7 protein-coding genes are annotated in these 12,222 nt (G+C 67.0%); 2 read left to right on the top strand and 5 right to left on the bottom strand.

The window, feature by feature from the left end; translation table 11 throughout:
• The first annotated feature begins 199 nt into the window (after positions 1-199).
• Entirely contained in the window at positions 200-679 is a 480-nt protein-coding gene (locus tag ACQPZ2_RS28580; protein ID WP_433521289.1) for a transposase family protein, read from the top strand.
• Positions 680-899: 220 nt separating this feature from the next.
• Here ACQPZ2_RS28580 and ACQPZ2_RS28575 read toward each other — a convergent pair whose 3' ends face one another.
• A complete protein-coding gene (locus ACQPZ2_RS28575; protein WP_433521288.1) occupies positions 900-1,313 on the bottom strand; it encodes a transposase in 414 nt (137 codons plus the stop codon).
• 131 nt (positions 1,314-1,444) lie between these two features.
• On the opposite strand from ACQPZ2_RS28575, the gene ACQPZ2_RS28570 reads away from it, so the two are divergent.
• Positions 1,445-2,902: an AAA family ATPase gene (locus ACQPZ2_RS28570; protein WP_433521287.1), complete on the top strand. Its 1,458-nt coding sequence runs from the start codon at positions 1,445-1,447 to the stop codon at positions 2,900-2,902.
• 470 nt (positions 2,903-3,372) lie between these two features.
• On the opposite strand, the gene ACQPZ2_RS28565 is transcribed toward ACQPZ2_RS28570, so the two are convergent.
• The 4 genes from ACQPZ2_RS28565 to ACQPZ2_RS28550 are packed head-to-tail and all read right to left on the bottom strand — an operon-like array spanning position 3,373 to position 11,478.
• Positions 3,373-4,602 (bottom strand): TIGR02679 family protein, encoded by a 1,230-nt coding sequence (locus tag ACQPZ2_RS28565; RefSeq protein WP_433521286.1) that lies wholly within the window; start codon positions 4,600-4,602, stop codon positions 3,373-3,375.
• A complete protein-coding gene (locus tag ACQPZ2_RS28560) occupies positions 4,599-8,717 on the bottom strand; it encodes a TIGR02680 family protein (protein ID WP_433521285.1) in 4,119 nt (1,372 codons plus the stop codon). Before ACQPZ2_RS28560 ends, ACQPZ2_RS28565 begins: the two co-directional genes overlap by 4 nt.
• Positions 8,714-9,952, bottom strand: a complete 1,239-nt coding sequence (locus ACQPZ2_RS28555; RefSeq protein WP_433521284.1) for a TIGR02678 family protein — start codon at positions 9,950-9,952, stop codon at positions 8,714-8,716. The genes ACQPZ2_RS28560 and ACQPZ2_RS28555 overlap by 4 nt, the downstream gene beginning before the upstream one ends.
• Positions 9,949-11,478, bottom strand: coding sequence for a TIGR02677 family protein (locus ACQPZ2_RS28550; protein WP_433527544.1), 1,530 nt, complete (start codon positions 11,476-11,478; stop codon positions 9,949-9,951). Before ACQPZ2_RS28550 ends, ACQPZ2_RS28555 begins: the two co-directional genes overlap by 4 nt.
• Between the last annotated feature and the right edge of the window lie 744 nt (positions 11,479-12,222).

The raw sequence follows: 12,222 nt of genomic DNA, 5'->3' as shown, positions 1-12,222 counted from the left end.
GGTTCGAGGCGTTTGCTAAATATTCACTGGCGCTAACTTTGCTCGGTGTGTCGGAAAATCGACACGCTGACGGTAGTCACCCCTGCAGGCCGGACTGGGTTCCGGCAAAGTCCGCGCACGAGGCCTGACCTGCGGTTTTATGTCCGATTTGTCCGACACGCCAGGAAAGAAATGAGGGGCGGGCACGGCAGGGCTCGAGATGATCGCCTCTTCCACAAGTGCGTCATATCCGGAGTCTGCCGTGCCCGTGTCATCATCTCCCATTCCTGCCCGTGGCGTCGAGATGTGTTGGGAGGGTGGTGCATCGGCTGCTTTTCCTGGTGTTGTGAGTTTGCTGGATTTGCTGGGAGAGGTGGCTGATCCGCGGGCTCGTTGGGGTGTGCGGTATTCGGCGCGAGCGATTCTGGCGGCCGCGTTGGCGGCGGTGGTGGCTGGTGCGCGGTCGCTGACCGCGATCGGCCAATGGGTCGGTGAGGCGTCGGCGACGGTGCTGACGCAGTTGGGTTTCGAGGGATCGGTGCCGACGGAGAATCGACGATCCGCCGGTTCCTGCAAGCCCTGGACGCTGACGCGTTGGACAAGGCGATCGGGGAATGGATGTGGCGGCGAACGGCGGGGAGGCCGGGCCGCCGAGTGGTGTCCTTCGACGGCAAGTCATTGCGTGGCATCCGTGTGGTGACAGAGAACCATCCGGCGCCATCTTCGACCTAGCGGGTGCACCTGGCAGTCCGATCCCCGGCTCGGCCTTGGCGGTCGGCACGATCGATATTGCCGCCGATAAGGTCAAAACTGCAATTCCGGCAGCTTTGACCAAACCTGCACGGGTGATGAGCGAGAGGTCTTGCAACTTCTAGTCCTGTTTCTTCTACGTCGCAGTCAGATTCAGAGCGGCAACTGTTTCACATATGGCCGAATGCACCGGAGGTCTGCCGAGAAGTTTTGAAGGACGGCTGATTCTTCGGAAGGCGAGATTCGCGCTTTGGTCTGTCGTGACCTTGAACGGCACCTTGCCGCGCTGACGCATGTGTGCGAACAACTCGGGTGCGGTCTCGATCACCGCTGTCGCGGGTCGTCGTCCCGCACGAAGAAACTCGTTGCAGCCTCGAGGATTTCGTCTGTTCCAGTTCGGCGATCTTACGTTCCTGCTCCCTGATCGCCCGCGCCGATTCAGTCGAGACGCCCTCAGTCTCACCTGCGTCGACCGCACTCTGACGGATCCATTTGTGCAGGGTCTGCGCGGTCATGCCCAGCCGGGCCGAGACGGCCTTGATCGCGGCCCACTCGCTGTCGTAGTCGTCGCAGTGATCGACCACCAGACCACCAGCCGCACAGCCTTGGCCTTGGTCGCTTCGTCGTACTTCGATGGCAGGGTCTGCCCATCCTTCTCAGCAAAGAAGATGAGCACCAAACCCGGGGCGATTCAGACTTGGTTAAGCCGGATCGGGTGTTCGATCGGGACCGTGAGTGGTCGGGGCTGGTGCGGTTCGCGACCTCGCCGAGTCCGGATGTGCGGTTGGGGATCGTCAGTGGGCGGCGGCAGGGTAAGACCTTTTTGCTGGACGCGTTGGCCGATGTAATGGGGGGTTTCTTTTTCACCGCGACCGATGCGACGGAGGTCGAGGCGCTGGAGGGTTTCGGGTCCGCGGTTGCCGCGTATGCAGGGGGTGGCCGGTATACGTTCCGGGACTGGGATGAGGCCCTCGAGCGGCTATTCGCTGTGGTGGGGGATGGGCTGGTTGTCATCGACGAGTTTCCGTATTTGAGTAAGGCGAGTCCGTCGTTGCCGTCGGTGTTGCAGCGTGCGCTGGATCCGCGTGGCTACGCGCGGCGGGCGGGTTCACGATTGTTGTTGTGTGGGTCGGCTATGTCGCTGATGGGGCGGTTGCTGGTCGGCAGTGCGCCTTTGCACGGTCGCGCGAGCTTTGAGTTGATCGTCAAACCGCTCGATTATCGGGAGTCGGCGCGGTTCTGGGGGATCGACGATCCGCGGCTGGCGGTGCTCGTGCACTCGATCGTCGGTGGCACGCCCGTGTATCGGCGGGAGTTCGTCGCGGGTGATGCGCCCGAGTCACTGGCGGATTTCGACTCCTGGGTGTTGCGGACGGTGCTCAATCCGCAGGTGCCGCTGTTTCGGGAGGCGCGATATTTGCTGGCCGAGGAAACCGAGATACGTGACGTGGCCTTGTATCACGCGGTGCTCGGAGCTATCTCCGGTGGGCACACGACGCGAGGGGGGATCGCGAACATGATCGGGCGTAGTTCCACTGATATCGTGCATCCGCTGTCGGTGCTGGGGGACGCGCAGCTGATCACTCGTGAATCTGACCCGTTCAATCAGGGCAAGTCGACCTATCGGGTCGTCGAGCCGCTGATCGTGTTCTACGAGGCGATCATGCGCCGTGAGTGGACTCGGTTGGAGCGCGGGAATCCCGAAGCGGCATGGCGTAATTCGCGCGCCACGTTCTTGTCGCAGGTGGTCGGTCCGCATTTCGAGGGGATCTGCCGGGACTGGGCGATGTCGGTGGGGCCCGAGGTGTTCGGTGATCTCCCGGGGCAGGTGGCTGCCGCCGCGGTAAACGATCCGCGGGACAAGCGGCAGGTTCAGATCGATGTGGTGGTCCTTGCGCCTGAGGACACCGGACAGCCGCGGCGCATTCTGTCGCTGGGTGAGGTGAAGTGGGACCGCACCATGACGATCGGTCACCTGAACCGACTGCGTCGAGCCCGGGAGTTGTTGTCGGACAAGGGGTACGACACCAGCCAGACCGTCCTGGCTTGCTACAGCGGGGCGGGATTCGACGAGAACCTGCGTGCCGTCGGCACAGCACCTGGGCAGCGAACAGGCAATGTAGACGACCCGATGCTGATCGATCTGAACACCGTGTACGCGCCGGTGCAGTAGAGGCCCACGCAGGCCAGCAGTAGACGGCAGGTTTCGACTGACTATCGGCTTATCCACATCCGGTGCTATGGGTCAGCAGAGCCCGAGGCCGGGTCGTCGACGGATGTCGCGATCGACGCTGGAGGTAGGTAGCCGACTACTCGTGACTGCTGTTGTGGGCGCGGCATAATCAGGTTTCGGGAAGTCGAAGGCGCTGAGGGTGGGGAGTTCCGGATGTCTGGATGGCGTAGGTCGCGGTCGTTTGCTTCGAATGGTGAACCGCCATTGCGAGGTTGTCGGCGGGGGAGGTGTGCGGGCAATCGAGACTGCGGTGGTGCCGCGTCGGACGCGGGTGCACGCCGATTCGTTCGGTGCTGTCGCGGTCGTGGCCGACGCAATGACTGTTGAGAGTGTCACTATGCGGCGATCGGGCGCGGGCGCTGCTCGACTCGTCCCGAGTGCCGCATCGCCACGATGGCAAAGCCTTTCACCTATCGGCGGAGGTCGGCGAGGAGGTCGTCGATCACCAGTTCCTCCTCGACCTGCCGGTCGTAGTGGCGCATTGTATCGCAGAGTTCGGCGTCCCAGCGTGCCGCCGTCGGTTTGCCGGTCAGTGGGCGGGTGCTGGCCACGGCGGCAGCGCGGGCGTACTCGGCTGCACCGAATCGCCATGGTGTCCAAACGAATCTGCGGTGCAGGAAGTTCGCGATGCCGATGCCGTACCAGTCGAAGTCGCCGTGATAGCGCAGTCGCGCGTCGGCCGCGACCGCGAGTTCCAGCAGGGTGAGTACGGCGCCGCCCGGTTGGCCGCCCGTGCACACCAGCGGCAGGCAGTCGGGGCCGTGCCGCCCCGCCGCGGCCGCCACCACGGCGGGGTTTTCGCAGATCGAGATTGGCTCGTCGGAGTAAAGAACCGGTGGATCGAGCATGAGCTGGCGCAGAGTGAGCACTACGGGTTGCCCGGCCGCACGCCATGCCTGTAGCGCCCGGCCGGTGGAAGTCCGCGCATCGCCCGGGAATCCGACGGTCAGGACGGTGCTGCTCAACTCGTCGACCACGACGCCCACCGCGGCCCAGACGGTGCGGCGGTCGGCGCCCTCGGGAATTCCACCGAGTGTGCGTGCCGCGCCTGTGGCGAGTGTGGACAGCGGCGTGCCCGCATCGAGGGCGTGGGCGCTATCGAGCACTTGTGCGGCCAGCTGTCCCAACAATTTCCGTTCGGCGGGCAGAGCGGCGAGGACCGACCGTAATTGCCGCACGAGTGGTCCGGCGATATCCGGTGTGCTCGTGAGTCGTCGGACCAGCCCCGTCCGGACGGTTTCGCCCCACCAGTCGAGCAGTTCGGGCCGCTCGTTCGCGTATGTCCACATGGGTTCCAGCGCGTCGGACCAGGCCTGTTCGACTCGAGCTTCAGCTTCGGCGCGATTGGCAACCGGTCCGCCGAGCGCGATCGCCGCCGCCGCCAACCCATCCGAATGGATTCCGGATTCCCGCAGTACCGCGTCGAGTTTCGCCAGCGGCACACTGACGGTCGCCCCGCTGCTCGGGCGTCGGCCGAGTAGCCGGTCGACGGCGGCGCGTTCGGCGGCGGTCGGATCGCGCAAGCTGACCGATTCGGTGAGCGAAAGCCCGCGCGCCATGCGCTCGCGCACCCGGGCCACCAGCCACGCGGTATCGGCGCCGCCGAGCACCTTCGCCAGCCGCACCGGATCGTCCGTCATTCCCACAGGCCACCCTGATCGGCGCCGCCGGCCGAGTCGTGGTCGGCGGATACCGACACCAGGGGGGCGGGGCGTTGCACTCGGCTGCGCTCGCGGCCGTCCCATTCCCAGTTGGTGACCAATACCGCGGCCACGTCGTCGGTGCGAGCCAGATGCGCGATGGCGAGTCCGGGAACCTCTGGGTAGCAACCCCATTCGCGTTCGCTGGTCATCACGACATCCAGGTCGAACGCGGCCAGCAGGCCGAGATACTTGGCGCGGGCGTTGTCGTCGACACCGGCGAACGCCTCGTCGAGCATTACCAGCCGCGGAGCATGCGGATTGCCCGCCGAGGCATAGTGCGCGGAGGCGGCCGCGAAAAGTGGCACGCTGGCCGCGAGGACGCGTTCTCCGCCGGAAGCGGGTCCGGTCGCCGACATCCATTTGCCGTGCTGATGCCGCTCGATGACGAATTTGTTCCACTGCCGATAATCGAGCGCCTTGGTCAGATGCTCTAGCCAGGTGCCCGCGACATCCGCCGAGCGGACCCGCTCGATCTCGTGCTGTAGGAATTCGCCGACCGCCGCGCGGTCGGTCTCGTTCCACACATCCGCGGTCCGGCGCAGCTGCCGCAGCGCCGCACCCGCACCCGCGGGGGCGTCGTCGCCGGGCACCCATTCCATCCGCAGCTTCATTCCGGTGCTGGTCGGCCGGGCGGCCAGTTCGGAATTCATCTGTGCCACTTGCTGTTCGGCGGTCAGGATGAGTTCCTGCAACGCGGATGCCACCTCGCTGACCAGGTGGTTCTCCAAGATCTCGCGTTCACGTTCGGTGAGCAGCCGACTGCGGTCGGCGACTTCGGCATCGAGGGTGGCGGCCAGCGCGTCCACCGTGGTGGGTTTGCCCCGGAACACGACATCGACCACGATGCCCTCCGCCCGCAGCGACGCCGAGGTCGAATTGCCCTGTCGGCTCAACAGATCGCCGAGACTCTTGTGTTCCTCGGTGACACGGCGCTGGGCGCGGTCGAGGGTCTTGTCGTCCTCGGCGACCTCGGTGAGCTCGCTGTCGAGAGCGCGAGCGAAGGTGACCGCGGGATTGGGCGCCCATGGTTCGGTGAGGTCCGGGACGACCGTCTCCGCTAGAGCGATATCGAACAGCCCGGTCTCGGCGAATCGATGCAACCCCGCCACGGCGCTGTCGCGCTCCTGGCGTTCCTGCTCGAGTAGATCGGTCAATTTGTTGAGTTCGCCGCGGGCCTCACCCGATTTGCGCAGCGTCTGCTCGAGATTCGTCGTCAGCTCGGTGTGCCTCTGACGGTTGGCGTGCAGTTCCTCGGCCACCGTCGCGAGTTTGGCCGCGAGTTCGGCGACGGCGGCGCCGACATTTTCCTCGAGAGTGTCGAATCGTTGCCGCGCTCCGATTGCCTCGAGGCGTTGGGCTGCTGCCAAGTCCGCGGCCCGTTGGTGTCGCTCGATCGCGTCGTGCAGTTCGCCTTCGGTTTCCTGGGCCCGCCGCGCGGTGTCGCGGGCCGTCGTGACCGCCGACCAGAGTTCTTCGACCGCGACGCGATAGTCCGTCAGTGCCTCGGCCACCTGCTCGAGGTCTGCGCGGTCACCGGGCAGAGCGCAGTCGGCGGCGTCGTGATCACGTTCGGCGACCGCGGTCGCATGATCGGCCTCGGCGCGATCGGCGGCGGTCACCGCGACGGCCCGTTGCTCGGTCAGTTGCTGCTGTTGACGGATCACCACGGCCAGATCCTGATGTGCCGCACGCACATCGGTGTCACCGGGCAGTTCCGCGAGTTCCGCACGCAGGGTCTGCTGCCGTGCCGAAAGCACTCTGCGCTGCTCGGTGACCTCTGCCAATTGATCGGTGACCGCAGTGATCGCCGCGCGCAATTCGGTGAGGCGTCGCTGACGCGCGTGTTCGCGCGCACCGGCGCCCAGGTACTGTGCGGCCGGTTTGTGCCAGGTGCCGTCGAGCACACCGATCTGGAATCGGCCGCTGGGGTCGACCCAGGTGTGGTGGGTGGAGTCGGCGCCTGAGCCGATGGCGCGCAACACCTTGGCGACCGTCTCCGTGCCCACGGCGCCCGCATGCGGATCCGCTTCGTTGATAGCGGCGACCATGAGGTCGGTAAGGCTGGCGCCCGGTGCCGGATCGTTCCCGGTCAGCACCGCATCGCCCGAGCTGGTGTGCAGCGTGCCATCCGGGGTCACCCACGCGTCCAGGATTCCGGCGGCCTCCAGTGCGGCCTCGATACCGGCCCGTTCGGTCGCGCCGACGGTGTCGGCGAAGTCGACGAGCTGCCACAGCGGCGCGCCGTCGCGGCCGGACCGGCTTTCGGCGTCGCGGGTGTAAGGCGTTGGCGGCGTGTCGATTCCGCCCTGTTCCAGCCGATCCCGTTCGGCGCTCGATTCGTCGAGTTCGGCCTGTAGGCGCGACTGGTCGGCCTCGGCGGCAGCGTCGGCTCGGCTGAGCTGCCCGGCAACCAGATCGGCGCGGGCCCGGGCGGCGGCCACGGCGGGGTTGTCGCCCGCGAGCACGAGTGCCCACTGTGACAACTGTCCCAGCAGTGTGTCGATATCGTCGACGGTGAGTTCGGTGGCGGCCCGCAAATATAGGCCGGTCGCCTCGGCCAGGCCGTCGGCCTCGGTTGTGACCCGCTGCCGGGCGGCATCGTACCGATCGACCAGTTCGGCGGCGCGACTGTCTATTTCGTCGATCCGGCCGCGCAGCGTGCGCAGCTCCCGTGCAGTGGCCTCGGTGCGCTCGATACGGGCCCGCAGATGTTTCACCGCTGCCTGTTGTGCGGTCACCAGTCCGGCCGCCGCGCGGCGCAATACCTCGATCGGCGCGATGTCGTCGAGCCGCGCCACGATCTCGGCGCCGTGTGTGCGGCCGATCGCGGCCCGTTCCGCCGCGTTATCGGCGGCGGCCCGGCGGGCGGTCAGCGTGCCGCGCGCCAACTCGGCCGCCGCAGTGGCGTCGGCATGCTTGCGCGTGCGTTCCCCGGCGGCCGTTTCCGCGTCCTTGCGTTCCGAATCACGCTGTCGTGCCGACTTTTCCGCGCTCTGAGCGAGGGTGCGCGCGGCCTCCAATTGGTGTGTGGCCTCCATGGCCTCGCTGTCGCGCAAGGCCTGACGGCGTTCGGTCAGCCGAGTGTGTTCCTCGTCGGTCTCGACCAAGTCCGCCCGCAGTTCGCCTTCGCGTTCCTCGGCGGCGGCGAGCGCCGCCTTGGCATCACCGAGATCGCGCCCCACCTTTTCATAACGGGAGTGGGCCTGCCGCAGCACGGTGGCCTTGCGGCGACTGGCGATGCGTGCGTAACCGCGATAGTGGCCGAGGAAGCCACGCGTGCCTGCCAGCGCGTCACGCATTTCGCTCAGCTCGTCGCGATCCTCCTGCAAGCTGCGGAACGCCTCCGCGACATCGGCCAGGATGGCCTGGTCCAGCGGCGGCAGCGATTCGGTCAGCGCCTGGGAGAGCACTTTTTCGCTGGGACGCTTGGACAATTGCGGCTGGCGCAGCTGGATCAGCAGATCGACCAGCGCGCCGTAACGTTGTTCACCGAGTCCGAACATGGTTTCGTCCACCGCACGGCGATAGTCGCGGGCTTTGTCGTAGCGCTCGCCGGTCTCGCCGAGGGCCTCGGTGAGCCGATCGCGGGTGAGCGGGAAGCCTTGACCATCGACCAGCCGCAGATCCGCGCCCATCCGGGCCGAGGTGAGAAAATACCAGTGGCCCGCGATCCCGCGCCCGGCGACGGCCTTCATACCGCACCCGATGGTGCGGAAGTGTTGCTCGCCCGCGTCGTCGACGCGGCCGAATTCCAGCCAGGAGTAGCCGATCCGCTCGGGATGCTGATGCGCACCGCCGAGCAGCAGGTTCCACTCCATCCGCTTCTTCGGATCGGCGTCGGGCTCGACGCGATGTGCGGACAGGTCGCCGTCGAGTAGGAACGGCAGCAGCAGCGCCAGCACCTTCGACTTGCCGGTGCCGTTGTTGCCGCGCAACAGCAGGCGCCCGTCGCGGAACCAGAACTCCTGCAGATCGTAGTAGAACAGGTCGACCAGTCCGGCCCGCAGCGGCTGCCAACGCGTCGAATGCGGTTGCGGCATTGGCTGTTTCATCGACGACTTTCTCTTCGGGGGGTCGGTTCGGCGACGGTGGGGGTGTCGAGTCCATACCGGGCGATGGCGGCCAGCGGGCGCACCCATGCCGGGTCGGCCCCGCGCGGTGCCCGCTCCAGCAGCCGCAACGCCGCCAGCTTGTCCACAGCGGTCTCGACCAGCCCGACCTCGGCGCCGGGCTCGGCCGAGCCCGCGCGCCACACGCGTTGTCGCACGTACTCCTTCGCGAGATCCCGCACCAAGGCGTGCAACTGGGACACTGGCACCTCGGCGCCGACCGATTCCGCCAACCGTCCGGCGATCAGCAACGTGACATGACCATCGGTGCCGACCTCGGGCATCCGGATATCGGTGAGCTCGTCGTGCGGATCGACCATGGCGATCCCTTCGGCCCGCACCTCCGGGACCAATCCGGTGAAGGCGGTGATCCGCCCGCAGATCGCCGCGCGCTGACCGGTCAGATACGCCTGTTCGTCGGTGGCGAGGCGGTCGTAATAGAGCACCGGCTCGTCGAGCAGAATGCGGGTGAGGTGCTGGCGGGTGCGCCGGTTGCGCAAGTCGTCGGTGGTGGCGGGCAATTCGTGATTCAGCTCGGTGAGGCGATCGGCGAAGGTGTGCTTCTGCACCACCGACGGGCCGCGCACGCTGGTCAGCAGGGCCGAGGTGACCCGGCGGCGCACGTCGTAGAGCACATCGCCGGAATGGTCGACGAACGACTGTTCTTCTCCCGCAACGCGAACCAGCACCCCGAGATCGAGCAACAGTCGTACCACCGCCACCAGGTCGCCGCGCTCGTCGCGGCGGTCCAGGGTGAACACGATGCCGGCGTCCCTCAGTTCCGGATCGGCCGCGGCCAGCATCACCTGCTCGGCGAGTCGGCCGAGAGTGATCTGATTGTCGGATCGTTCGAGCACCGCGAGCGCGAGACAAACCAGCACGTAGCGCCGCCGCCCGAATGGGATCTTGCGGGCGATGTCGGTAGCGGGGTGGGTGGGGTCGGTGTGATCCGGGACGGTCTTGGCCAGGCGCGCCACTTCGCTGGTGATCGACAGCCGCCACCCGGTCTCGCGGTCGAACCATTCGCGCAATTCCCGCGCGTGCCTGGCGACCAACACGAACATCTCCGCGTCCCGGCCGTCGGCGCGCAACAGCGGACGTCGCAGCAGGGCACGGGCGGCCTTACGCTGTTCGGCGGCGCGGGTGGCCGCGACGGCGTCGGTGAGCGCGCTCGTCACGATGCCGCCTCGCGCGTATAGGCGCCGGTCAGATCCTCGATCTCGAGCAGATGATCCGGACCGCGGAAGATGCCGGCCTCGGTCTGGATTTCGGCGATACCGGCATCGGGCAGCTCGACCAACCGGACCTCGATACTGCCATCGGAGGTCACCGTCCGCACCTCGGCGCGGCCGGGAGTCTTCCCGGCCAGCACATCACCGAGCAGACCGAGGAACAACCGGAACGCCCCCGGTTCGAGTTGCCCGACATCCGAGAGTCGGGTGGGCGCACCGACCTTCGCGAGCAGCGCGGTCCGCGCGGCGGCCGTCTCCTGCGCCTCCCTGGCCGCGAGTTCGGCCAGATACCGGCGCTCCGCACTGCGATCGATCACCCGATTCGGGCGTCCGCGTCGCTCGTACTGCCCGGTCCTGCGCAGCCGTGGACTGATCATGATCGGCGGTGCCGCCGCCCACGGCGTCGCGGCGGGCACCGGACGCTGCGACCGCGCCTCGAGGGTCTCGGCGTCGACGGTCAGATGCCGAGAAGAATGCAGGCCGAACGCGGCCCGCCACAGCCGATGCATCGCCGCGTCGTCCGGCGCCTGCGCGAACCACCGGGCCAGGGTGTGGAAATCTGCCGAACGGTCCGAGCGCCCGGCGCGACGATCATTGAGCGCCGCGACAACGGCGAGCATCCGTGGTACCGCCGATCTGGCCTGCCCACGCAGAATCGCGGCCTGGCTCGCATTCCCTGGCGCGCTGATGAACCAGGCATGGAAACCGTCCCAGCGTTCGGCCCACAACGCGCGGCGACGCTGGAACTCCCGCTCCCGGAAATCATCGGTACCGTCCGGGGCCGCGTCGGACGATTCACGTTCGGCGGCGATGTCGAGCAGCGTCGGCACTCCGCGACGTTCCAGCTCCAGCACCAGTTGCGAGATCTCCGCCCCGGTGGCGACCAAGTCCTTGATGAAGCGCTCGAGATATTCGATCAGGCGATCCTTGTAGGCGAGGAACGCCTCGACCCGTGCGTCCTGCAGCTCGATCGTGCGCTGCAGCGAACCCATGAAGGCCGCCGCATTGTCGGCCAGATCCTGGAACCGTCCGGCAAGCGCGTTGAGCGACAGGTGAATTCGCACCCGATCCGGATCCGGGTCGACAGCGGGCTCCAGTAACGCGCGCAGGTGCATGACGATGTCGGCCAACGCGACCGATTGCAGCGCGCCGCGACGCCCCAACGCCGCGTCATAGGCGGCCAACGCCTCCTCGGCGGCTTCACCCTCCGGTGTGAGCTGATAGAGGAATCTGGCGCGGTGAAACTCCTCGACGGTGGTGACCCGGCTGGTGTCCGGGTCCGCACGAAGGTTCCCCCACTCACACAACTGACCCAGGGCATCGACAACGGCGCCTTGGTCGGGCGGATGCCCGCCGGGAAGCCGCAGGTGCGCCAGAACGTCCTCCGGTCGCAGATGCACGGTGAACCGCCGCTTGGCCACCGCGAACGCGCCCATGATCCCGCGATACACAACGACGTTTGCCGCATTCACGTGAGCAAACGGCTTCGCGCCCAAGGCATCGTGCCGATCATGCGGGGTATCGATGGCGGCGCCCTCCAATCTGTCCTCCCGTTCACGACCGCGCCTCGAGCCGTTCGATTCAATCGCGCTCGCCGCCGCCGCACCGGTGGTTCGCCGACCTGCTCGCGCACGTGGCTGGAAGTCTACGGCGGCGCGGCGACACCATGAACAGCCGGTGCTGGCCGAGGTCGGTCATGCGGTGAAGGTCTTGCCCTGCTGCCATGACTCGTCAGTAGGTTGAGCGAAATGTTCGGCCGATTATCTGACCGGCAGCTGTTGGTTGACCGAGCTGTCCAGTTGCCGCGCGAGTTCTGGTGGTCGACGGTATTGCGATCGCGCATTGCCCGACGACGCCGCGCCGAGGACCAATACCGTATCGTCTTTGCTCACCTGGGCCAGGCGCGCGGACCGACTCGAGGCGGCGGTGGTCGCCCGGCCGCCGATCGGCGTTCGCGCTCGGTGCACCGGGCCCGACCCGGTCTCCACACTCGTTGCGCGAGGTCCTGCTGCCGCTGCACCTGATCGGGTTTGCCGTCGCGTTAGTCCTTGTCGTCGGCGCGGGGCTGGGGGCCACGATGTGGTCGACCGGCCCCTACCACATCATCTTCGGTCCGCGCGGCAGTCTCGATGCCGAGCTACGGGCGACCCCCAATGTGTCGTCGCCGGATCGGATGCGGGGTCGGACGCTATCACCTACCAACCAAGGCTTGTAGC

Source organism: Nocardia pseudovaccinii, from assembly GCF_050942345.1.
Taxonomy (GTDB): domain Bacteria; phylum Actinomycetota; class Actinomycetes; order Mycobacteriales; family Mycobacteriaceae; genus Nocardia; species Nocardia pseudovaccinii.
This window is presented reverse-complemented; position numbering and strand designations above follow the sequence as displayed.